The 23,106-nt window shown below is 70.4% G+C and carries 18 protein-coding genes; 10 read left to right on the forward strand and 8 right to left on the reverse strand.

The window, feature by feature from the left end:
* Positions 1-125 precede the first annotated feature (125 nt).
* Positions 126-956 carry a GntR family transcriptional regulator gene (locus OG223_RS43745; protein ID WP_329261617.1) on the reverse strand — a complete coding sequence of 277 codons (831 nt, stop codon included), beginning with the start codon at positions 954-956 and terminating at the stop codon, positions 126-128.
* Positions 957-1,107: 151 nt separating this feature from the next.
* Between OG223_RS43745 and OG223_RS43750 the strand changes: the two genes are divergently transcribed.
* The 5 genes from OG223_RS43750 to OG223_RS43770 are packed head-to-tail and all read left to right on the forward strand — an operon-like array spanning position 1,108 to position 6,616.
* On the forward strand, positions 1,108-2,493 hold the full coding sequence (locus tag OG223_RS43750; protein ID WP_329261619.1) for an ABC transporter substrate-binding protein: 1,386 nt from the start codon (positions 1,108-1,110) through the stop codon (positions 2,491-2,493).
* 5 nt (positions 2,494-2,498) lie between these two features.
* Positions 2,499-3,449 (forward strand): carbohydrate ABC transporter permease, encoded by a 951-nt coding sequence (locus OG223_RS43755; RefSeq protein ID WP_329265792.1) that lies wholly within the window; start codon positions 2,499-2,501, stop codon positions 3,447-3,449.
* A 40-nt stretch (positions 3,450-3,489) separates the two neighbouring features.
* Complete coding sequence (locus OG223_RS43760; RefSeq protein ID WP_329261622.1) at positions 3,490-4,392, forward strand: carbohydrate ABC transporter permease; 903 nt, start codon at positions 3,490-3,492, stop codon at positions 4,390-4,392.
* A complete protein-coding gene (locus OG223_RS43765; RefSeq protein ID WP_329261625.1) occupies positions 4,389-5,636 on the forward strand; it encodes a 6-phospho-beta-glucosidase in 1,248 nt (415 codons plus the stop codon). Before OG223_RS43760 ends, OG223_RS43765 begins: the two co-directional genes overlap by 4 nt.
* A complete protein-coding gene (locus OG223_RS43770) occupies positions 5,636-6,616 on the forward strand; it encodes an N-acetylglucosamine kinase (RefSeq protein WP_329261628.1) in 981 nt (326 codons plus the stop codon). The genes OG223_RS43765 and OG223_RS43770 overlap by 1 nt, the downstream gene beginning before the upstream one ends.
* A gap of 352 nt (positions 6,617-6,968) precedes the next feature.
* Here the strand turns inward: OG223_RS43770 and OG223_RS43780 are convergent, their stop codons facing one another.
* Positions 6,969-8,831, reverse strand: coding sequence for a glycoside hydrolase family 76 protein (locus OG223_RS43780; RefSeq protein WP_329261631.1), 1,863 nt, complete (start codon positions 8,829-8,831; stop codon positions 6,969-6,971).
* Positions 8,832-9,232: 401 nt separating this feature from the next.
* On the opposite strand from OG223_RS43780, the gene OG223_RS43785 reads away from it, so the two are divergent.
* Positions 9,233-12,052: an alpha-L-rhamnosidase-related protein gene (locus OG223_RS43785; protein WP_329261634.1), complete on the forward strand. Its 2,820-nt coding sequence runs from the start codon at positions 9,233-9,235 to the stop codon at positions 12,050-12,052.
* A 55-nt stretch (positions 12,053-12,107) separates the two neighbouring features.
* On the opposite strand, the gene OG223_RS43790 is transcribed toward OG223_RS43785, so the two are convergent.
* The 4 genes from OG223_RS43790 to OG223_RS43805 all read right to left on the reverse strand — a co-directional run bounded on the left by OG223_RS43790 (position 12,108) and on the right by OG223_RS43805 (position 16,804).
* Positions 12,108-14,030, reverse strand: a complete 1,923-nt coding sequence (locus OG223_RS43790) for a glycoside hydrolase family 9 protein (protein ID WP_329261636.1) — start codon at positions 14,028-14,030, stop codon at positions 12,108-12,110.
* Positions 14,027-15,325 (reverse strand): sensor histidine kinase, encoded by a 1,299-nt coding sequence (locus OG223_RS43795; RefSeq protein ID WP_329261638.1) that lies wholly within the window; start codon positions 15,323-15,325, stop codon positions 14,027-14,029. Before OG223_RS43795 ends, OG223_RS43790 begins: the two co-directional genes overlap by 4 nt.
* Entirely contained in the window at positions 15,322-15,987 is a 666-nt protein-coding gene (locus tag OG223_RS43800) for a response regulator transcription factor (RefSeq protein WP_329261641.1), read from the reverse strand. Before OG223_RS43800 ends, OG223_RS43795 begins: the two co-directional genes overlap by 4 nt.
* A 115-nt stretch (positions 15,988-16,102) precedes the next feature.
* Complete coding sequence (locus OG223_RS43805; RefSeq protein WP_329261644.1) at positions 16,103-16,804, reverse strand: GntR family transcriptional regulator; 702 nt, start codon at positions 16,802-16,804, stop codon at positions 16,103-16,105.
* Between the two features lie 137 nt (positions 16,805-16,941).
* Between OG223_RS43805 and OG223_RS43810 the strand changes: the two genes are divergently transcribed.
* The 4 genes from OG223_RS43810 to OG223_RS43825 all read left to right on the forward strand — a co-directional run bounded on the left by OG223_RS43810 (position 16,942) and on the right by OG223_RS43825 (position 19,851).
* Positions 16,942-17,778 (forward strand): fumarylacetoacetate hydrolase family protein, encoded by an 837-nt coding sequence (locus OG223_RS43810; RefSeq protein ID WP_329261647.1) that lies wholly within the window; start codon positions 16,942-16,944, stop codon positions 17,776-17,778.
* A gap of 132 nt (positions 17,779-17,910) precedes the next feature.
* Entirely contained in the window at positions 17,911-18,453 is a 543-nt protein-coding gene (locus tag OG223_RS43815; RefSeq protein ID WP_329265794.1) for a YbhB/YbcL family Raf kinase inhibitor-like protein, read from the forward strand.
* A 232-nt stretch (positions 18,454-18,685) separates the two neighbouring features.
* Positions 18,686-19,252, forward strand: a complete 567-nt coding sequence (locus OG223_RS43820) for a helix-turn-helix domain-containing protein (RefSeq protein ID WP_329261649.1) — start codon at positions 18,686-18,688, stop codon at positions 19,250-19,252.
* Positions 19,249-19,851: a transposase gene (locus tag OG223_RS43825; protein ID WP_329261652.1), complete on the forward strand. Its 603-nt coding sequence runs from the start codon at positions 19,249-19,251 to the stop codon at positions 19,849-19,851. The genes OG223_RS43820 and OG223_RS43825 overlap by 4 nt, the downstream gene beginning before the upstream one ends.
* A gap of 98 nt (positions 19,852-19,949) precedes the next feature.
* Here OG223_RS43825 and OG223_RS43830 read toward each other — a convergent pair whose 3' ends face one another.
* Positions 19,950-21,401 (reverse strand): cellulose binding domain-containing protein, encoded by a 1,452-nt coding sequence (locus OG223_RS43830; protein WP_329261654.1) that lies wholly within the window; start codon positions 21,399-21,401, stop codon positions 19,950-19,952.
* Positions 21,402-21,502: 101 nt separating this feature from the next.
* Positions 21,503-23,044 carry a beta-N-acetylhexosaminidase gene (locus OG223_RS43835; protein ID WP_329261657.1) on the reverse strand — a complete coding sequence of 514 codons (1,542 nt, stop codon included), beginning with the start codon at positions 23,042-23,044 and terminating at the stop codon, positions 21,503-21,505.
* Positions 23,045-23,106: the final 62 nt, after the last annotated feature.

Consider the following 23,106-nt stretch of genomic DNA (forward strand, 5'->3'; position numbering starts at 1 on the left):
CGGTCCTTTCGGATGGGGGCGTTCGGACGGGGACGGTTCGGGTGGGGATGTTCAGGTGGGGAAGGGCGTGCGGGATCGCCGCGTCGGCCGGCGGGCCGGCGCGGTGAACTGGGGGAGGGGAGTGGCTAGTTGGTCCAGTAGGGGTCGAAGACCAGGGTGTCGGCGCCGGGGACGGTGGTGGCCGCCGACCAGGAGCCGTCGACGACCCGTCCGCCGTCCGGCTGCGCCGCCAACGACAGCCTGGTGAAGATGCGGTAGCGGTCACCGCGGTAGACGGAGCGGGTGAACTCGACGACCCGGCCCGTCGCGTCCCTGGCCGCCCGTTCGAAGAGCAGGGCCGGGGTGTGCACGGAGACGCCGAGGAGTTCGGCCTCCCACTCGTCGACCACGGTCGGTTCGATGGTCTGCGCGGCGTCGGTCAGCAGGATCTCGTACCGCCGGCCCAGCAGCCGGTAGAAGGAGTCGGTCTCCAGGTCGCGGGCGGTCAGCCCCGGGACCAGCGCGTGCGGAACGTGCAGGGTCTCCACACACATCGGGTCGCCGTCCACCGTCCGCAGCCGGGTGACCCGCAGGATCTGCTCGCTGGGCGCGATGCCCAGCCGGCGGCCGATCCGGGGTCCGGCGGCGACGGTCTTGAAGTCCAGGGTGCGGCTCGCCCAGGTGCCGTCCACACCGCCGACGCCCAGGCCCTGCGGCTGCCCGGGGGCGCTGCCGCTGAGGTGCTGGGCGACCTTGGCGCGGGCGACGAAGACGCCGCGCCCGTGCTCCCGCACCAGCAGACCGTCCCGGACGAAGTCGTCGACGACCGCGCGCAGGGTGGGGCGGGAGACCCCGAGCTCCTCGCACAACTGCCGTTCGCCCGGGAGCGGGCGCCCGGTCCCGGTCTCCTCGATCAGATCGAGGAGGTGGGTGCGGATGCGTTCCCGCTTCTCCCAACGGCTCTCACCGCTGACCATTCCTACCAACTTTCCTTACCAGTGGCCATCGCCAGTGGTCATCTTTCCTGCGGGTTACTTCCGAAATGCTTGCTTGACAGTCCCCAAATAGTGCCCCAACATGTGCCCACTGGTCAATAAGTGGTAAGCAAATTCGCCGGAGGTTCGTTCCATGTCCGAGTCCCGTGGCGGACCCGTCACCCGCACCGCCCCCCGCCCCCGCCGCACCGCCCGCCGTACCGTCGCCGCGTCGCTGCTCGCGGTCACGGCGCTGCTGGCCGCAGCATGCACCACCGGCGGCGCCACGTCGAAGGCGGACACCGGCGCCGACGACACCACCCCGGTCACCCTCACCTTCTGGCACGGTCTCAGCTCCCCGCACGAGATCGCCTCGGTGAACGCCGTACTCGCCAAGTTCCACAAGAAATACCCCTACATCACCGTCAAGGCCGTCGCCGCCCAGACCGACGACAAGGTCAACCAGGCCATCCGCGGCGGCACCGCGCCTGACGTGGCGTCCTCGTTCAACGCCGCGAACGTCGGCGGCTGGTGTTCCAGCGGGGCCTTCCAGGATCTCACCCCGGACATCGAGGCCGACCACGTGGACATGAGCCAGATCCCCAAGGCCGTCCAGTCGTACACCGCCTTCGGCGGCAAGCGCTGCACGATGCCCTGGCTCGCCGACACCTTCGGCCTGTACTACAACAAGAAGCTCTTCGCCCAGGCCGGGATAACGTCCCCGCCGAAGACCATGTCCGAACTGGCCGCGGACGCCAAGAAGTTGACCACCTTCAACGCGGACGGCTCGATCAGGACCGCGGGCTTCATGCCCTATCTCGGCGCCTACGAGATGCTCACCGAACATCTCGTCCCGAGCTGGGGCGGCAAGTGGCTCACCGCCGACGGGCAGTCCAACGTCGGCGGCGACCCCGCCTTCGCCCAGGCGCTCACCTGGCAGAAGAGCCTCGTCGACTGGTTCGGCACGAAGAAGCTGGTCACCTTCAAGGCCGGCATGGGCGACGAGTTCTCCGCCCAGAACGCTTTCGAGACCGGCAAGTTGGCCATGATGGTCGACGGCGAGTGGCGCAACGCGTTCATCAAGAACGACAAGGCGGACATCGACTACGGCACCGTGGCGATGCCGGCCGCCGACGGCAAGTCCCAGCTCTACGGCGCCGGTTACGTCGGCGGCAACGTGATCGGCATGCCGCGCGGCGCCGAACACCCGGGCGCGGCCTGGAAGTTGATCAAATTCCTCACCACCGACACCGACGCGCTGACCACACTGGCCGACGGCATCGGCAACGTCCCCACCACCACGGCCGCCCTCGACTCGCCCTCCCTGAGCCTCGCCAAGGACCCGCACTTCGCGCCGTTCCTGGAGGTCTTCAAGAACCCGCTGACCACCACCACACCGGCCAGCGGCGACGGCGGCGCCTATCTCACCAACTTCGGTCACTTCGTGGAGAAGTGGCAGAGCGGCGGCGTACCCGACCTGAAGGCCGGCCTGGCCGCCGTCGACAAGCAGAACAACGCCGCGCTCAAGCTGGGTCAGTGACCGTCATGGCCACCCAACTCCAGCTCGCCCCCGCGCCGTTGAGGACCCGCGTCCGCCGCAACCGGCTGCGCGTCCTGCTCTTCCTCGCCCCCGGCCTGGTCGGCTTCGCCGTCTTCCTGGTCTACCCGCTGGTGATGACGGTCTGGCTGTCCTTCACCAACTCGAACATGATCTCCCAGGCGCAGTTCGTGGGGCTCCGCAACTACCGCTACCTGCTCGACGGCGACCCGCTGATCCGGCACGCGATCCGCAACACCGCCTGGCTGGTGGTGATCATGGTCCCGGCGCAGGTGCTCTTCGCCCTCGGCGTGGCCATGGTCACCGCCCGGCTCAAGGCCGGGGCGAGCGTCTTCCGCACCCTGTTCTATCTGCCCGCGCTGGCCCCGCCGGTCGCCGCGACCGTCGCCTTCGTCTGCATGTTCAACCCCAACTCCGGCCCGGTGAACCGGATCCTGGGCCTGCTGGGCATCCACGGCCCGCTCTGGTTCAACTCGCCGGACTGGTCCAAACCGGCCCTGACCCTGCTCGCCCTGTGGGGCAGCGGCACGATGATGGTGATCTTCCTGGCGGCCCTGCTGGAGGTGCCCGCCGAACTGTACGAGGCCGCCGAACTGGACGGCGCCGGCCCCTGGCACCGCTTCCGCTACGTCACCCTGCCGACGATCTCGCCGGTCGTGCTGTTCGCGACCGTCACCGGAGTCATCGCCGGACTCCAGTACTTCACCCAGGCGATGGTCGCCTCCCAGGTCGCCAACGGCAACATCCAGCCCGCGCCCGGCTATCCGGACGGCTCCACCCTCACCTTCCCCCAACAGCTCTACATCGCCGGCTTCAACCAGTTCCACGCGGGTTACGCCTGCGCGCTGGCCGTGGTGCTCTTCGTGGTGGCGATGGCCTTCACGGTCGTCCTGCTCCGCCGCGCCTCCGGCTTCGACATCGAGGAGTCACCGCGATGACGTACGACGCCGAGATCCTTCGCACCGAGGAGTCGCCGCGATGACGACGACCTACGCCCCCGCACCCGCCCGGCAGACCCGCGCCGCCTCACCCCACCGGGCCGAACGCGGCCGGGCCGGCCGCCGCAGGCAACTGATCTGGATCGCCGAACACGCCGTCGCCGTCGGCCTGGCCTGCGCCTTCATCGGCCCGATCGTGTTCATCTTCCTGACCTCGGTGATGACCGACGGCCAGTCCCTCACCACCAGCCTGTGGCCCCACCACTGGCAGTGGTCCAACTACCGCACCGTCTTCAGCACCGCGCCGATCGGCACCTGGCTCGCCAACACGGTGATCTACGCCGTCGCCGCGACCGCCACCACCCTGCTCTCCAGCGTCCCCATCGCGTACGCGCTCGCCCGGCTCCGCTTCAAGGGCCGCAACACCGCGTTCCTCTGCGTGATCACCATGATGATGCTGCCGCCCCAAGTCCTCGTCATCCCCATGTACTTGATGTGGGCCCGGCTCCATCTCACCGGCACCATCTGGCCGTTGGTCCTCCCGTCCCTGTTCGGGGACGCCTTTTCGGTGTTCCTGCTGCGCCAGTTCCTGCTCACCGTTCCCGAGGACTACCTCAACGCGGCCCGCATCGACGGCTGCGGCGAACTGCGGGTCCTCACCCGGGTGGTGCTCCCGATGATGCGTCCGGCGCTCGTCGCGGTCGGCCTCTTCTCCTTCTTCAACGCCTGGAACGACTACTACGGCCCGCTCATCTACACCGGCGAGACGCCCGCCCACTGGACCCTGGCCCTGGGCCTGGCGACCTTCAAGACCTCCCACGCCGTGCAGTGGAACCTCACCATGGCGGCCACCCTCATCGCGATGGCGCCGGTGATCATCGTCTTCTTCTTCGCGCAAAAGGCCTTCATCGAGGGCGTCACCCTGACAGGAGTCAAAGGTTGAAGATCACCGTGGTCGGCGGCGGATCCACGTACACCCCCGAACTGGTCGACGGATTCGCCCGGTTGGGCCTGCCCGTCACCGAGATCGCCCTGGTCGACCCCGACCCGGACCGGCTCGCGGTCATCGCCCCGTTCGCGCGCCGCATCCTGGCCCGCCAGGGCAGCCCCGCGAAGATCACCACGACCGCCGACCCGGACGCCGGCATCGACGGTACCGACGCCGTCCTCTTCCAGCTCCGCATCGGCGGCCAGGCCGCCCGGCACGTCGACGAGACCCTCCCGCACGCATGCGGCTGCATCGGCCAGGAGACCACCGGCGCAGGCGGGTTGGCCAAGGCACTGCGCACCGTCCCGGTCGTCCTCGACCTCGCCGAACGGGTCGCCAGGCGCGCCCCGAACGCCTGGATCGTCGACTTCACCAACCCCGTCGGCATCGTCACCCGCGCCCTCCTCGACGCCGGCCACAAGGCAGTTGGCCTCTGCAACGTCGCCATCGGCTTCCAGCGCACCTTCGCCGACTGGCTCGGCGTCGACCACGAGCGCGTCACCCTGGACCACGTCGGCCTCAACCACCTGACCTGGGAACGGGCGGTACGGCTCGACGGCGTGGACGTCCTGCCGCGCCTCCTCGACGAACACGGCCAGGCCCTCGCCGACCGGCTCCGCATGCCGCTGGACGTGGTCCGCAGGCTGGGCGTCGTGCCCTCCTACTACCTGCGCTACTACTACGCCCACGACGAGGTCCTGCGCGAACAGCTCACCGAACCCTCCCGCGCCGAACAAGTCGCGGGCATGGAGAGCGACTTGCTGAAGATGTACGCCGACCCGGCCCTGACGGAGAAGCCCGCCCTGCTCGACAGGCGCGGCGGCGCCTACTACTCCGAGGCCGCCGTGCAGTTGGTGCACGCCCTCACCGCCGACACCGGTGACGTCCGCGTCGCCAACGTCCGCAACGACGGCACCCTGCCCTTCCTCCCCGACGACGCCGTCATCGAGGTCCCGGCCCGCATCGACGCCCAGGGTGCAACTCCCTTGCCCGTCACGGCCGTAGAGCCGCTGTTCGCCGGACTCGTCGCCCATGTGACGGCGTACGAGGAACTGGCCCTCGAAGCGGCCCTGCACGGCGGGGTCGACCGGGTCGCGACGGCGTTGCTGGCGCATCCCCTCGTCGGGCAGGTCTCGGTCGCCGAGGAGTTGGCGGCCCGGCTCGTCGCCGCCAACCGCGAACACCTGTGGTGGGCCTGATGACTTCAGGTCTGCTGCTCGCCGTCGACGGCGGCAACTCCAAGACCGACGTGGCCCTACTGAGGACGGACGGCACGATCCTGGGCCGCGCCCGGGGCGGCGGCTTCCGCCCGCAGGCCGTGGGTGTCGACGCGGCGATGGACGTCCTGGCCGCGCTGCGCGCCGAGGCGATGGCCGCGGCGGGCGTGGGCTCCGACGTCGAGGTGGACGGCATCACGGCTTTCCTCGCCGGGGCCGATCTGCCGTACGAAGTCACGGCGTTGCGGGAGGCCGTCGGCGCCCGCCGCTGGGCGGTCACGCAGCGGGTCGACAACGACTCCTACGCCGTCCTGCGCGCCGGAGCCAGCCGGCCCTGGGGCGTCGGCGTGGTCTGCGGCACCGGCATCAACTGCGTCGGCGTCGCCCCCGACGGCCGCACCACCGGCTTCGCCGCGCTGGGCCGGATCTCGGGGGACTGGGGCGGCGGCATCGACGTCGGCACGTCGGCGCTGTGGCACGCGGCGCGCGCGGAGGACGGCCGGGGCCCGCGAACCGCCCTTCGTACGGCGGTGATCGACCACTTCGGCCTTCCCGCGGTCGCCGACGTCACCGCCGCCCTGCACAGCGGCGACCTCCCCGCACTGCGCCTCAGCGAACTCTGCCCGGCGGTCTTCACCGCCCGCGACGAGGGCGACGAGATCGCCGGCGAACTGGTCGAACGCCTCGCGGCGGAGATCGCGAGAATGGCCCTGACCGTCCTGTGCCGCCTCCAGCTCGCCACCGCCCCGGACCCCGAAGTGGTCCTCGGCGGCAGCGTGTTGGCCGCCGGCCACCGGGCCCTCCTCGACGACGTCGAACGCAGACTCGGCGACGCCGTACCGGGCGTCCGCCCGGTAGTGTGCACTCAACCGCCGTTGCTCGGCGCCGCGTTGGCGGCCCTGGACCTCCACCCACGAGCGGACCCAGGGGCGGAGGCCCGGCTGCGCGCCGGGTTCCAGTGATCCGCTGTGCGGGCGGCCGCCGCGGGTCTCGTCGTAGCGGCCGTCGGCGGTCAACTCCTGGTGCAGGAAGCCGTTCCTGTCGATCCAGACGTCGACGCGCGGGCTGCCGGTGAGGTCCTGGGCGGCCGGGGGCGTCCGTGCCGGACCAGAGCACCGGCCGGCCGTCCGCCACGAGGTCCGACACCCACCAGCAGGGCGCCGACGAGCAGGACGTCGGCGCCGCGCAGGGTTCCGTGTGGGTGGTGCTCTTCGCCTGCTCCTGGAGTGGGTGGCTGCTGCACGGCGGCCTGGTCGCGTCCGAGGAACGCAACCAGGCCGCCGTCACCCCCGGAGTCCCGCACCCGCCCTGCGCTCAGCCCGCGGCGGCCGCGAGCGCGCCGAGCGCGCTGGCCTGCGTACGCCAGTCGGTCTGGTTGGGGCTGGTGCCCGCCCAGCGTTCACCGAGCGCGTTGAGGTTGGACCGGTCCTGCGCCCACAGGGTGTCGGCCTGCTTCTGGATGTAGGCGCGGTAGGTGCTGGAGCCGGTCGCCTTCGCCAGGTCGGCGAAGTTCCGCACGAAGATGCCCTTGAACTGCTTCTGGTTGTCGTCGCAGGACGCGGAGCCGACGTCGCAGGATTCGGTGAGCACCCCGCCGACGGTCAGCGTCGGACTGCTGATCGCCGCGTCCGCCAGGGTGCGGGCGGTGGCCAGCAGCGAGCTGTCGCCGGTCGTCTTCCACAACTCCGTGAAGGCGCCGATGGCCAGCCCCTGGTTGTAACTCCACACGGTGGAGCCGTTGTTGGCGCAGGACGAGCTCAATCCGTCGTTGACCAGCCCCGAGGAGTTGATCATCCCGCTGGCCCGGTACCAGGCGGCCGAGGTCTTCGCCCGCTGGAGCCACACGGTGTCGCCCGCGACGCGCTGGTGCAGCGCGGTGGTCAGCCACAGGTACTGCCCGTTCGTCACCGCGTTCTTGTAGGTCTTCTCCCGGTCCCACCACACGCCACCGCCGCAGGTGCCGGTGTCCCAGTACTGCTGGATGTAATTGGCGATGGTGACCGCCTCGTTGAGGTAGCGCGCGTCGTGCGTGTAGTCGTACGCGTCGATCCACGCGATCGCCCACCAGCCCGAGTCGTCGATCGACCGGCTGATGAAGTCGCCCTCGATCGCGTCCGAACTCCGCGTCCCGGCCGGGAAGACGCCCTTGTTCTGGTCGAAGGTGCGGGCGATGACCCAGTCGTAGTCGTGCGTGCCCGTGGTCTTCGCGAAGTCGATGACGGAGGTGAGGGTGGCCGCCGAGTTCCACCAACTGCTGGGCCACCAGCCGTTGTAGGGGTCGTACGACGTCATCAGCGCGTCCGCCGCCGCGCGTGCCCTGCTCGGCACGGGCCGGTACCACGCGGTGCAACTGCCCTCGTTGTGGCTCGCCTCCCGGCCGCAGGCGCGGACCGCGCCGCCGTAGAGGAGACCGCGCGGATCACGGGTCGCGTACATCGCGGTGCGGGTCGTGGTCGCTCCGGACGGGGTGCTGGTACGGCCGAGGGAGGAACCGTCCGGCCAGGTCGAGCCGCCGTCCCAGGAACGGTCCAGCCAGATCTCGTCACCGGCGCCACCGGTGTCGATGCTCGCCCAGGCCGCCGCGTTCTTCTGGTCGACGTGCAGCCGAATCGTCCGGCCGTACAGGGTCGTCGACGGGACCGGCTGCTCGTCGCCCGCCGCCTGGCCCGCGCTCGTGCCGTCGCAGAGGGTGTCGCAGACCGTGGGGTAGACCCAGTTCGTGCAGCCGACGCCGGCCGCGTCGCCGCAGGCCCGGACCAGGCCGCGCTTGTGGTTGCGCGGGTCGGTGATGTTGTACATCAGCGTCCTGGTACCGGTCCAGGTGCTCGGGATGCTCGCCTTGCCGAGCAGGCCGTCCCAGGTGGCGCCGCCGTCCCAGGAACGGTCCAACCACACCGCGTCACCGGTCGCGCCGTTGTCGATGCTGGCCCACGCCATGTCGTCCGCGTCGGACACATGGAGCTGGACGCGCCGTCCGTTGAGCGTCTTGTCCGGCACTGGAAACGTTTCCTGCCTGGCCTGCGAAGGATCCAGCGTGTCACAGGCCAGGACGCACACCTGGGTTGCGGAGGCCGCCGGCGTCGCGGCCGGTACCAGTGCCACGAACGCGAGGGCGGCCGTCAGCAGAAAACTGAGGAACCGTGGTCTGACAACGATGTCGAAGTCATGTAGGGACACCGGAACTCGCCTCGATTTCACGATGGGGGACGCCGGGTGTGAATGGATTCAGCTCTGGATCAATGGTCCATACCTCTACCGTCCTCGACGCAGTGAACCGGCTTGGTGCGGCCCTGTCAATGTCGTAAGGCGCGCTTTTTACTCGGGAGTTGAAGGCTTTCGCGATGGGTTGACACCCGCTCACCCGGCGCCCATCATCGGTGCGAACTTCGGCGAGTCATCTCGCGTACCCGTTGCCCTTCCGCCTCCAGGTCCCCGCAGTCGATCTTTTTGAATCGATTCACACACCTGGTTGTCCAGTTGGGCGACTGGTTCCCCCACCGATCCGGGAGGCACTCATGCGCCGCCGCAGGCCATCGCAGAACCGAAAGCCCAGACCGGGACCGCTAGTCGGGCTCACCATGGCGGTGGCAGCGGCGCTGGCCGCGACCCCGGCCCTGTCCGCCGGCGCGGCACCGGCGACCGCAACGCCAGCCCCCAAGGCGGCACTTGACGCCGTGAACTACTCGCCGACCTCGCGCACCGTCAAGCCGACCGCCGTCTACCGCACCTCCGGCAGCGTCGCGAACCCGACGAACATCCTGAGCGGACAGGCGACCCGGATCTCCGGCTCGCAGTCGGCGGTCACGCTCGACTTCGGGAAGGAGGTCGGCGGATTGGTAACGTTGTCATTCGGCAGCACCAGCTCCAGTGGTCAACGCGTCGGCCTGGCCTTCAGTGAGTCGTCCCAGTACGTGGGCAACAACAGCGACCGCAGCAGCGGCCGGGACGGCGAGGACGGCGCTCTCTACGCCACGCCCACCGCCAACGGGACGTACACGATGCCCACCGCCCAACTGCGGGGCGGCTTCCGTTACTTGACCGTCTTCCTGGACAGCTCGGGCTGGGTGGACCTCAACGGCGTCAGCCTCAACTTCACCGCGGCACCGGGGAAGGCGAACCCGGCCGACTACCCCAACTACTTCACGTCCAGCGACGAGTTGCTCAACCGCATCTGGTACGCCGGTGCGTACACCGTGCAGTTGAACACCATCGCCTCCAACCAGGGCCGCGCCTGGCCCCCGCCCTCCTCGGCGTGGGACAACAGCGCCACCGTCGGCGTGGGCGATTCCGTGCTGGTCGACGGCGCGAAGCGTGACCGCACGGTCTGGCCCGGCGACATGGGCATCGCCGTCCCCACCCAGTACGCGTACTCCAACGACCTCACCTCGACCCGCAACGCGCTCACCACGATGTACAACGCGCAGTCGTCGGCGGGTGAAATCCCGTGGTCCGGGCCGCCGTTCAATCTCACCGGCTCGGACACCTACCACACGTGGACGCTGCTGGGGACGTCCACGTACTACACGTACACCGGCGACCGGACGTGGCTGGACTCCGAATGGTCCAACTACAAGCGGGGGATGGCCTTCATCACCAACAAGATCGACGGCAACAACCTGCTCAACGTCACCCGCACCCAGGACTGGGCCCGGGTCGGCCAGGGCGGTGAGAACATCTCCGCCAACGCGCTGCTGTACGGGGCGCTCAGAGGCGGCGCGACCCTCGCCGCGGTGGAGGGCGACAGCGCGCTCGCCGCGAGCTGGAACAGCAAGGCCGACGCCATCAAGGCGGCGGCCAACTCCCGGCTGTGGGACGCCTCGAAGGGCATGTACAAGGACAACCCGACCAGCGGCCTGTACCCGCAGGACGGCAACTCCCTCGCCGTCTGGTACGGGTTGAGCGACTCCACGGCCAAGTCGAAGAGCATCATCGCGGGGCTCGGCAAGAACTGGGGCATCTACGGCCCGACCACCCCCGAATGGGGCGGCAACGTCTCGCCGTTCGCCGGCGGCATGGAGCTGAACGCCCGGTTCACCGCCAACGACGACTTCACCGCCCTGGACCAGATCCGCCGCACCTGGGGTCACATGCTCGACAGCGACATCGGGACGAAGAGCACGTTCTGGGAGGGCATCCAGTCCGACGGCGGCCTCGCGTACGGCGGTTCGTTCATGAGCCTGGCGCACGGGTGGTCCACCGCGCCCACCTCCACGCTCACCTTCGACGTGCTCGGCACCGCGCCCGAGTCGTCCACCGGGGCCTACCGCTTCGTCCCGCACCCCGGCGACCTGACCAGTGCCCAGGGCCGCATCACCATGCCCCAGGGCGCCATCAACGCGTCCTGGTCCCGCGACCCTTCGGCCGGCACCTACTCGGCCACGCTCTCCAGCCCGTCCGGCAGCACCGGCCGGATCGGCGTTCCGAAGCTCGGCGGCGACATCACCGTGACCGTGAACGGCACCGTCGTATGGCGGAACGGCGCTTTCACGCCGACCTCCGGCATCACCGGCGGCAGCCAGGACGACACCTACGTCTACCTCACCGGCGTCGCACCCGGCAGCTACACCGTCTCCGCCACCGGCCTCGGCAACCCGTCGCCGCCCGCCGAACCCGGCACCGGCGCCCTGCGCGCGGGCTACACCCGGTGCGCGGGCGAGGGCGGCACCTGCTCCTTCAGCGGCACCCGCTCGGTGGCCTACGGCGCCGGGACGTACACGTACAAGACCGTGACCAGCAGCACCGCCTGCTCCAACGACTCCTTCGGCGGCGACCCGGCGGCCAACCTCGTCAAGTCCTGCTACGTCGCCGACGTGGGCGGCCCGCCCGGATACACCGTCTGCGCGGCCGAGAACGGCACCTGCGCCGTGCCCGGCTACAACCGTGACGTCGCCTACGGCGCCAACGGCAACTTCGTCCACCAGGTCACCAACGGCTCCGTCGCCTGCACCAACGCCCACTTCGGCGATCCCATCGACGGCGTCGCCAAGTCCTGCTACCTGCCGCCCGCAGGAGCCCCGGCCGGTGGCTGGACCAAGTGCGCGGACCAGAACGGCACTTGTGCGGCGGCGGCGGGACAGCCGGTGATGTACGGCGCCTACGGAGCGTTCGCCACGGCCACCGCCACCGGCAACACCGCGTGCACCGACGCCACGTTCGGCGACCCCATCTCGGGTGAGTCGAAGGCCTGTTACACCGCCACCGGCACCCCGGTCGGATACGCCACCAACTGCGCGGCGGAAGGCGGGACTTGCGGCTTCAGCGGACAACAGACCGTCGCCTACGGCGCCCGGGGCCGCTTCCTCTACAAGGCGTTCACCGGTTCCGCCGCCTGCACGACGGCCGCCTTCGGCACCGACCCGCTCCCGAACGTGAGCAAGTCCTGCTACCTCACGTCCTGAGCGGCACAGCACCTCCGGCAGCCCCCAACTCCCCGCGTGCAGGGGGGCTGCCGGGTCACTCGTCGTCCTGTGCGGTGAGTGCGAAGGCCAGCAGGGCCGTCGTGGTGAAGTCCAGCGAGGGCTCCACCGTCTGCCAGGCGCCCACGTCGTCCACGTACCGCGAACCCTTGCCGTCGAAGTCGGTCCAGGCTCCCGACGGCGGGGCGGCGGTGCACTTCTTCATGGTCGGGAAGCCGTTCAAGTCGGCCAGTTTCTCCGCCGCGTTGGGGCCGTTGACCACCGCGCCCCGCAGGATCGCGCCCTTGCCGTCGTGGCTGCCCCGCAGGTTGGCCAACTGGTGCTCGGGGCAGTGCGGGTAGACCTCACCCGCGCCGATCATGAAGCTGGTTCCCCATGGGTTGGCGCCGAGCGCCCAGCCCCGCTGCCGCCCGGCGAAGGCCGCGTAGCGGGTGTCCCCGGTGGCCTTTGCGTAGAGGCGCGCGGTGGCCACCAGGCCGAAGGTGTGCGGTACGGCGTCGAAGTCGTCGTAGACCGCACCGGCACCGAACGGATCGTGCCCGGCACGGTCGACCCCGTCCTCCAACTGGCGCCGCAGGTCCTTGTACAGGTCTCCGGCCCCGACGCCATTGCTGCGGGCGCCGTCCAGGACGGTGGCCAGGTCGGCATGGGCCAGGGCGCTGACGTCCGCGACGTTGAGGGTGCCCTTGACGTCGGAGTCCAGGTAGGCCCGGGCCCAGTGGGCCGCCTCGTCGGTCCAGTCGCCTTCCCGGTCGTCACCCAACTCCCGGGCGGCCAGCGCCAGTTCGGCGCCCGCGAACTCCATGTCGTCCTGCCAGGAGTCCTCGGGATAGAAGCCGCTGGGGAAGGCGGTGACGAGCGGCTTGTCGGGGTCCGGGTCGGTGTCGGCCCGGTCGTAGACGGCGGCGGCCTTCTCCAGCCACTCCTGGGCCCGGTCCGGGTCGCTGTCGGCCGTGCGCCGCGCGGCGAGGGCGAACACCGCGGCCACCCGTCCCGCCAGACTCGGAGTGATCGGCTCGCCCGGCGCGTTCGCGCGGAACACCGGCCGGTGCTTGATCGTGTAGTCCGGATCACCGGGCGACACGTCGCGCCGGTCGTCGGCCTCCGGCAGCCGCCACACGTCGTGGTCCGTGCGTACGGCGTCGTTGCCCGCGCCGATGCCGACCTGGGCGTAGAGCGTTCCGCTGTCGCCGTCCCACATCTTGTCCAGCCATGACAGACCGTGGTCGGCCTCGGCGGACAGCGCGGGCATGGCGGGCAAGTCCCTTTCGGCGAGAAGGAGTTCGGCGGTCGAGTAGGAAGTGGTGCCGGCGAACTTGAGGAAGTCGCCCGCGTCGAACCAGCCGCCCGCGGCATCGACCGTGTCACCGGTCGGGGTCAGGTGTTCGTCGAGGAGTTCCTCACCCGCCTCGTCGTAGTGCGGGTCGGCGTAGACGGCCGCGTCCTCGTCGGCGAGATGGGACGGGCCGTGCCGGAGGACCCCGGGCAGCACGTCGGCTCCGTCGCGCTGGGCCTGGAGGAAGCGGACGTTGTCCCGGACCAGCGGGGTCATCAGCTCGCTCGCGTCGGCGATCCGGAAGGCGGGGGAGCGGCCGGCCGCGGTGCCGGAAAGGACGATGCGGTAGGTGCCGGGGGCGTCCAGTCCGGAGAGGTCGACCGTGCGCACCGAGGGGTACTTGGCGTTCCAGTGGCCGGTGACGGCGCCGAGCCGGCCCGCCGTGACCACCTTGTCCCGCGCGTCGACCACCTTGAAGCGTGCCCCCGCGAGTGCCTTCGTGGGTCCCATGACGTAAGCCTGCTTTGTCTCGCCGCGCACATAGCCGACCTGGTCGACCCGGACGGCCACATGGGCGGCGGACGGTGTGGCGGCCTCGCCGTGGACATTCAGGCCGACGAGTACGGCGCCGATGGTCACGGCGGTCGTGGTGACCAGCAGAAAAGGGCTGCGCAATACGTTCATGCGCCCACGGTGCCGGGACCTTCATGAGATGACGATGAGGACGCCGGGGGTGCGTCCGCGGGGAGCCGGAGTTCGGCGAGCAGGCCGCCGCCAGGAGCGTCCGTGAGGCGGGCGGTGCCGTGGTGCAGACCGGCGACCCAGCGGACGATGGCGAGGCCCGCGCCCGTGCCTGGACCGGTCCCGGTGACACCACGTGCGAACACGCGTTCGCGGTCCGCGAGCGGTACGCCGTCCCCGTGGTCGCGGACCGTGACCAGCCCCGGCGCGACGGTGACCTCCACCGGCGAACCGGCCGGCCCGCCGTGCCGCTGCGCGTTCTCCACCAGATTCCGTACCGCCTGCGCCAGCAGATCCGGATCGCCGCGCACCACCACCGGTTCGGCCGTCACCGTCACACTGTCGTGGTCCGGCAACTCCTCGACCGTGGTCTCCACCAACTGGTCCAGCCGCAACGGCACCAGCTCGACCCGCTGCGCCCCCGACTCCAGCCGGGCCCTGGCGAGCAGCCCGGTGACCAGTCGGCTCAGCCGGTCGACCAGCCGTAGCGTCTCGTCGGACGAGCCGCCCCGCTCGACGGTGAGCCGCAGGGTCGTCAGCGGTGTCCGCAGCTCGTGCGCCGCCTCGGCCAGGAACTGCTCCTGCTGACCGAGCCCGCGCAGCGCGGGCCGCATGGCCCGACCGGACAACAGATGTCCTACGGCCGCCGCGCAGCACACCAGCGCTGTGCAGCCGAGGGCCAGCCAGCGCACCAGGAGGTCGTGATCGCGTTCGCTGCGCGCCAGTTCCGTGCCGACGAGTACGGCCGCCCCGATCCGGTCCCCGTCCCAGACCGGAGCCGCCGCCCACCGCAGCCGCCCGCCCTTGGTGGCGGACGCGCTGACTTGGACCGTTCCCTGCTCGTCCAGGACGCTGTGCCAGACCTCGTCCAACCGGTCCGTGTCGGGCAGCGACGACCGTCCGGGTACGACGTTCCGCACGGTCGGCGTCTTCCCGGGCGCCGCCTGCAGGATCGCCAACACCTGGGCGCCCTGGGCGAGTTCGTCCTCCCGCAACGGCTCCAGGTGCAGGACACCCGCGTCGAACCAGACCGCGCGCGACAGCCCCGCCGCGCGGCTGCCCACCTCGTGGTCGAGGCCGGAACGGCGGGACGCGGCGTCGATCCGGACGGCGACCACGGCGAGTACGACGAGACAGGCCGCGGTCGTCGAGGCGAACAGGAGCGTCATCAGCCGGCGGGTGCGCCGCAGCCGGGCCACGGCGGGCGAGGGGGCGGACGCCGGGTCGCGGTGCTTCACTCCTCGCCGCCCAGGCGGTAGCCGACACCGCGCACCGTCGCGATCGGATCGGGCGGCCCGAGCCGTCTGCGCAACTGGCCGATCAACACGTCCACGACATTGGACATCGGCTCGCTCGCCTCGTCCCAGCAGCTCTCGATCAGCTCGCTGCGCGTGACGACCTCGCCCGCCCGCAGCATCAGCAGCTCCAGCACCGCGAACTCCTTGGCCGACAGGCTGAGCAGCACCCCGGCCCGGGTCACCCGGCGCCGCGGCAGATCCAGCTCCAGATCGCCCGCCCGCAGGACGGACGGCCGCGCGGGCTGCTCCCTGCGGCACAACGCCCTTACCCGTACGACGAGTTCGGCGAAGGCGAACGGCTTCACCAGGTAGTCGTCCGCGCCGTGCTCGAAGCCGGCCACCCGGTCGCCGACCGCGTCGAGCGCCGTCAGCAGCAGGAAGGGCAGCACCGATCCCGCCCGGCGCTGTGCGGCGAGCAGCGTGAGGGAGTCGCCGTCCGGGACCGAGCGGTCGGCCACGACACAGTCGTAGCGATGGACGGAGAGCTTGAGATCCGTCTCGGCCAGCGTGCGGGCGAGGTCCACCGCGAACCCCGCGTCCCGCAGTCGATCTGCGACGACGGGCCCCAGCTCAAGATCGTCCTCCAAGACCAATACGCGCATGGCCCGGAGCTTAGTGGTCGTGTTTCGAAGTCCTTCGGGGGTTGACCCCTTAATGAATGTTGTGCGTGAAGCGTTGGCCGGAGAGGTTCTCACGACCCGCCGTGGGAGCCCCTGGTCACGGGTTCTGAGCTTGTACTCCGGTGTCGAGACGGAGTTCGGCGGTGAGGTTGATGAGGCAGCTCAGGGCGTCAGTCGCGCGATCGGGATCGCGGGCGAGGGCGGCGTCCAGCAACTCTCGGTGCTCGTCGGGCAGGGCGGGGTCGGCGGGTGCGGGGTCGGCGGCGGGGTCGGGGTGTGACCAGCGCCGGTAGAGCTCGGCTTCCTCGCGCAGGGCATTGGCCATGGCCAGGAGTCTGCGGTTGGCGCAGCCGTCGAGCAGGGTGTGGTGGAAGGCGGCATGGGCCAGCAGCCAGTCGGGGGTGGGGCGGTCGGGTGCGGCCGGGTCGGTGCGCGGGGTGCGTTCGAAGCGGTGGTGGGCGGCGACCAGTCGTGACTCCCAGGCAAGGTCGCCGTCCGTGATGGCCCGCCGTAGGACGAGGGTTTCGATCTGCAGCCGTGCGTCGCCGAGTTCGGCGTGGCCGGCTTCGCTCAGGGGGGCGACCTGGAAGCCGAGGTGGGCCTCGGAGCGGACCAGACCGCGCTCGGCCAGGCGGATCAGGGCCTCGCGGATCACTCCGACGCTGGCTTCGTAGCGGGCCGCCAGGTCGGGGAACTTCAGCCGCTGCCCGGGCAGCAGCCGGCCGCTGAGGATGTCCGCGCGCAGGCGGGCGTGGACGTCATCGGTACGAGTGCGCTTGGGCGGGACATCAGACGGCATACCAGCAATCCTACGCGCCACCGAAACACCCGTTAACTTTCGAAAGTATTTTGCGTCTTCGAATTTGATGTGTTTCAGTGGAACCACGCCACCCCGGACAGCCACCGGCGTGGAAGCAACAAGGCAAGGAGAGTCCCGTGCGGATCGCCAACCTGAACGGACGACTGGTCCTGCTGACCGCGCAGGGCGCACTGGACGTCGAACAGGCCAGCGCAGGCGCCTTCGCCGCGGACCCGCAGGCCGTCTACGAGAACTGGACGGCGTTCACCCACTGGGCCGCCCAGGCCGACGATCTCGCGGGCATCCCCTACGACGAACGCGATCTGGGAGCCCCGGCACCGCGCCCGCGTCAGGTGCTGGCCGTCGGCCTGAACTACCGCGCCCACGCCGGCGAGAACGACGTCGTCGTCCCCGACGCCCCGGCGGTGTTCACCAAGTTCCCCAGTTCCGTCACCGGCCCCTGCACACAGGACCGCCTGCCCGAGGGGCACGTCGACTGGGAGGCGGAGCTGGTCGTGGTGATCGGCAGACGTGCCTGGCAGGTGGCCGAGGCCGACGCCTGGTCGCACGTGGCCGGACTGACCGTCGGCCAGGACCTGTCGGAGCGCCTCGCCCAGTTCGCCGGACCGGCCCCGCAGTGGGGACCGGCCAAGTCCCACCCCGGCTTCTCCCCGACCGGGCCCTGCCTGGTCACCCCGGACGAGTTCGCTAACCCCGACGACCTGGAGATCGGCTGCTCGCTCGGCGACGACGTCCTGCAGAAGGACCGCACCGCCAGCATGGTCTTCTCCGTCCCCGCGTTCATCGCCGCCATGTCGCACAACCTGCCGCTGCTGCCCGGCGACATCCTGTTCACCGGGACCCCGGCCGGGGTCGGCCTGGCCCGTACCCCGCCACGATTCCTCGCCCCCGGCGACGAGCTCACCACCTGGATCGAAGGCATCGGCACCATCCGCCAGACCTTCGCCGCGTAACCACCCGGACAGCGCCGCCCATCCGGCTCTGCCGCCGCCCACCGCAACACTCGACAAGGCCCCTGATCCATGTCCCCGTTCCGCCGCGCCAAGACCACCGACACCCCCACCACCACTCCCCAGGAGGCCCTCGTGCCCGCCAACCCCTTCGACAAGCTCCCCCCGGTCCCCTCCTTCACCGTCACCAGCACCGACGTCAAGGACGGCGAGCCGCTGGCCCCGCCGCAGTACTCCGCCCGCACCGGCATCCCCACCGCCGCCGACGCCTCCCCCCAGCTGTCCTGGACCGGCTTCCCCGAGGCCACCAAAAGCTTCGTGGTCACCATGTACGACGCCGACGCCCCCGTCCCGGCCGGTTTCTGGCACTGGGCCCTGGCCGACATCCCCGCCGCGGTGACCGAGCTGGCCACCGGCACGGGCGCGCCCGGCGGCCAGGGCCTGCCGGCCGGTGCGTTCCATGTCCCCAACGACGCCCGCCTGGCCTTCTACGCCGGCGCCATGCCCCCGCCCGGCACCGGCAGGCACCGCTACTTCATCGCCGTCAACGCTCTCGACGTGCCCTCAGTCAAGGACCTCGGCGTCACCGACGACTCCACCCCCGCCGTGCTGTACTTCAGCATCCTCCAGCACACCATCGCCCGCGCCCTGATCACTCCCTGGGGCGGCGAAGGCTGACACAGCCTCCTCAACGACCGGTTCGGGGTCCGCAGCCACACGGCCGCGGACCCCGAACCCACTTTCCCGGCCGAACCGCCACGCCTGCCGGCCGCAGCCCCGCCGCACCCTGCACGCCACGGCACAACTGCTCGGAGCGGAGTGTGGACGCTGCGCTGCCCGGACAAGGACGCAGATTTCCGGCGGCGGCCCTTCCGCCCACCGCTTCCGAAGGATCGACACCCCGCCGCACATGCCTGCCCATCCAGCCATACGCGTGACACTGACCGCCGCAGAACGTCACCGACTGAAGAAGGCGGCCTACGGTCACAAGACCCTTCACCTGGCCCGGATGCGCGCACAGATCGTGCTGCCACGCGGCCCGGGGCGCTCCAACGCGCGCATCGCCCGTGAGACGGGTCTGCATCGGGACACCGTGCGCTGCTGGCGGAGCCGGTTCGCAGACGGCCGCCTGTCCGCCCTGGCCGACGGCAAACGTTCCGGCCGCCCGGCCCCCTTCACACCCCTGCAGGTCGCCCACGCCAAGGCGCTGGCCTGTCAACTGCCTGCCGAGAGGGGCGTGCCGCTGGCGCGGTGGTCGTGCCCGGAGCTGGCTGCCGAACTCACCGCGCGCGGCATCGCGGACACCATCTCGGCGTCCACCGTGCGCCGCTGGCTGCACCAGGACGCCCTCAAGCCCTGGCAGTACCGGTCGTGGATCTTCATGACCGACCCCGGTTCCGGGCCAGGGCCCAGCTGGTCCTTGACCTGTATGCCCGTGCCTTCGAACGTGTCCCGCTCGGCGAGGACGAGTACGTGATCTCCGCAGATGAGAAGACCTCCATCCAGGCCCGCTGCCGCTGTCATCCGACTCTGGCCCCGGGCCAATCCCGCGCGATGCGCGTCAACCACACCTACGAGCGCGGCGGAGCTCTGGCCTACCTGGCTGCCTACGACGTCCACCAGGCGAAGGCCTTCGGTCGCTGTGAGGCAACCACCGGGATCGTGCCGTTCATGAACCTGGTCGAACAAGTCATGACCGCCGAGCCCTACACCAGCGCGAAACGCGTCTTCTTCATCGTCGACAACGGCTCCTCCCACCGCGGCCGGCGGTCCATCGACCGCCTGGCGGCCAGGTTTCCCAACGCGATCCTGGTCCACACCCCCGTCCACGCCTCCTGGCTGAACCAGATAGAGATCTTCTTCTCCATCGTGCAGCGGAAGGTCGTGACGCCCAACGACTTCACCGACCTCGACGAGGTCCGGGATCGGCTCCGAGCATTCGAAGACCGCTACAACGCCACGGCACAGCCGTTCCAGTGGAGGTTCACCACCTCAGGCCTGGACGATCTGCTGGCCCGACTCGACCGCCGCCAACCCGGCCGGCAAGAAGAATCCTCCGTCGCCTTGGCCGCATGATCAACCCCCGAAGGATTTCCGGAGCCAACCACTTAGGCGACGGCGGGGCGCGCACCCGGACGCCGTACGCCGAGTGCGCGCCCCGCCGCGTTCGGTGATCAACTGCTGGGCACGGTGTCCTCGAAGGTGGTGCCCGCGCCGCGGTAGGCCGCGACCTTCGCGGCGACCTGCGCCGGGGTGAGAACCTGGTCCTTGACGTGCAGGACGTAGTCGACCTGCTCGTCGTAGGCGCGGGCGGTGGAGCTGGTCAGGCCGCCGAAGTCGATCAGCCACTGGTTGAAGTTGATCGACATCGGCCGCTCCGGGAGGTACGCGGCGTCGTGGGTGCCGAAGAGCTGGCCGTCGATGTAGTACTTGATGCTGCTGTTGTCGATGGTCAGCACCAGGTCGTGCCAGCCGTTGTAGCTCTGCCGGCCCTCGGTGTGCTGGTTGACCGCGATCCACGGGTCGGCCTGGTAGGTCTCCCAGGACGTCGTGTACAGGATGTTGGAGGTCTCGCCCCAGCCGCCGTTGGGGAGGTACTCGAAGTCGTACTCGGAGTAGTCGTCCGCCAGCGGTGCGGTGAGGTCGTTGATGGTGAAGAAGGTCTGGACGAGGTGGTCGCCGTCCGGGCCGGACTTGGGCGCGTCGTTGAACTTGACCCGGGCCGCGTAGGTGCCGTTCTTGAACTTCCGTGTGTTGGTGACGACTTCGGTCTGCTTGGTGCTCTCGCCGGTGCCCGCCGTCGACGTCTCCAGATTCATCACGGAGTTGCCGCTCGTGCTGGCGAAGGTGACGTTCTGCGGCGCCCAGGTGGCACCGGAGACACCGGGACCGCCGGAGGTGGAGCGCACGCCCCAGCCGTGCGCCGAGATCTTCGGGTCGTTGTAGGCGCTGTAGTTGAAGTCGTCGAACAGGGTGGCGCCGGTGGGTGGGGGGGCGGTCGGCGGGTCGGTGGGCGGGTTCGTCGGGTCGTTGCCCGCGGGGGCCGTGCCCCAGAGTGTGGTGCCGGCCAACTGTGCCGTGACCTTGGACCAGTCGGCGTACGAGGTCTGGGAGGCGCCGAAGGAGTAGTCGTCGCTCTGGTTCAGGGTCTGCCAGGTCGACTGGTAGAAGCGCAACTGCATGTCGCTGGTGTCGGCGCCGGGCGCGAGGGTGCCGGCGCCGGAGGTGAAGCCGATCTCCAGGTAACGGTCCGCCGTGGCCGTCGGGTTGGCGAGGGTGCCGAACGTGCCCGTGATGTTGGCGCAGCCCTTGACGGCCCAGGAACACGCGAAGCGGTAACTCGCGCTCGCCGAGTCCGCCTTGAAGTAGTAGCGGAGCTTGACGTTCGCCAACGGCACCGTGGTGGAGCCGGTGTTCTTCACCTTGAACCACGGCTCGGCCTGGTCGGCGGTGGCTCCCGTGGCGCTGGTGCGGTACTGGACGCTCAGCCCGTCGCCCGCAGCGCTCGCGGTGGACGGCATGGCGGTGAGCGCGGCGGTGCCCAGGGCCACCGCGACGGCGGCGGACGCGGCGGCGCGGAGTCTGTTCTTCGCCGACCTCGTGTCGAACCTCGTGTCGAGTCTCATGTCGTGCCTCTCCAGAAGGGTGGGGTGATTCCGGAACGGGACAGGTGAGCGGGCGGTACTGGAACGGGACAGGTGAGCGGGTGGTACCGGAACGGGACAGGTCAGGAGCGGTACCGGACGCCGAGTGCGGCCAGGCGGGCCGTGTGGTCGTCGAGCCGGGAGCGGAAGTCCGTCCAGTCGGTCGCGCCGCTCCAGGCGCGGTCGGCCAGGGCGCACAGGCGGGGGTAGGTGAGGTACTCGATCCGCTCGGGCGTCGTGACGAACTCGGTCCACAACTGGGCCTGGGTGCCCAACACCCGCTCGGTCGCGCCCCGTTCGGCGTCCTCGGGCACGGGGTCGTGGGCGTGGACGGTCCGCAGATCGACGACGCCGCCGGGCTGGGCCGGGGGCTCGCCCGGGTCCGCGGACTGGGCGTAGTCGAGATAGGTCGCCCGGTGCTCGGCGTTCACGACGGGGTGGCCGCGGCGGGCCGCCGTCAGGGTGTGGGCCGCGTCCCGCCAGGTCATCACCGTGAAGTCCAGGGGCAGTTCGGCACCCGTCTCGGCCCAGCCGACCGGGCGCCGCCCGCGTTGCACGAGGAACTCGCCGATCTGCCCGAGGAACCAGCCGTGCAGCGCCGCGGGGCTCGACAGGCCCTGCGCCAGGGCCCGTTCGCGGGCGGCGGCACTGTGCGTCCACTCGGCGGTGGGGCACTCCTCGCCGCCGACGTGGATGTACGGCGAGGGGAAGACGTCCATGACCTCGTCGAGGACCGTACGGCAGAAGTCGAGGACCTCGTCGTGGACCCCGAGGACGGTGTCGCACACGCCCCAGCGGGTCCAGACGTCGAGGACACGCTCCGGGTTGTTGCCCAGCCGGGGATAGGCGGCGAGGGCGGCCCGCACATGGCCGGGCATCTCTATCTCCGGCATGACGGTGACTCCGCGAGCCGCCGCATAGCTCACCAGGCCGGTGAGTTCGGCCCGCGTGTAGGACCCGGCGTGCGGGACGCCGTCGTGCAAGTCGCTCCCGGCGGGCCCCTGTTGGGACTCGGCGCGGTGACTGCCTATCTCGGTGAGCTTGGGGTAGGCGGAGACCGGCATGCGCCAGCCCTGGTCGTCGGTGAGGTGCAGATGGAACGTGCCAATCTTGTGCAGGGCGAGCAGGTCGACGTACCGGCGCAGATAGGAGACCGGCTGGAAGTGCCGGGCCACGTCCAGCATCGCGCCGCGCCACGGGTGCCGGGGGAGGTCGGTGATCTCGACGCACGGCAGTGCCCAGCGCGTATCCGGCTGCGGAGTCTCCGACAGGGCTTGCGGGGGCAGGAGTTGACGGATCGTCTGGATTCCGCGCAGCAGGCCGGTGAGGTGCGCGGCGCGCAGGAGTACGGCGTGCGGGGCGACGGTGAGCGCGTAGCCCTCCTCGCCGAGGCCGGTGAGACCCGCGAGAGCGGGGTCGAGCGTCAGGGTCAACTGCCCCACCGGGGACGGCCGCAGAGGCAGTCCGGTGGCCGGGGCGAGCAGGGTGCGCAGCAGGTCCGCGGCCGGTTCGGCGCCCGCGCCGATGTGTAGCGCGGTGTCGGTGTCGAGCGTGAACTGCCCTGGCCGGACAGCCGACTTGGCGGGGCGGGGGACGAGGGAGAGCACGGAACGCTGTGCGGGCATGGATCGTCTCCGGGGCGGGGCGTGTGGGGGAGGTGCACCTGGGGAGGGTGTGAGCGGCCGCC

Source organism: Streptomyces sp. NBC_01478 (assembly GCF_036227225.1).
Taxonomy (GTDB): domain Bacteria; phylum Actinomycetota; class Actinomycetes; order Streptomycetales; family Streptomycetaceae; genus Streptomyces.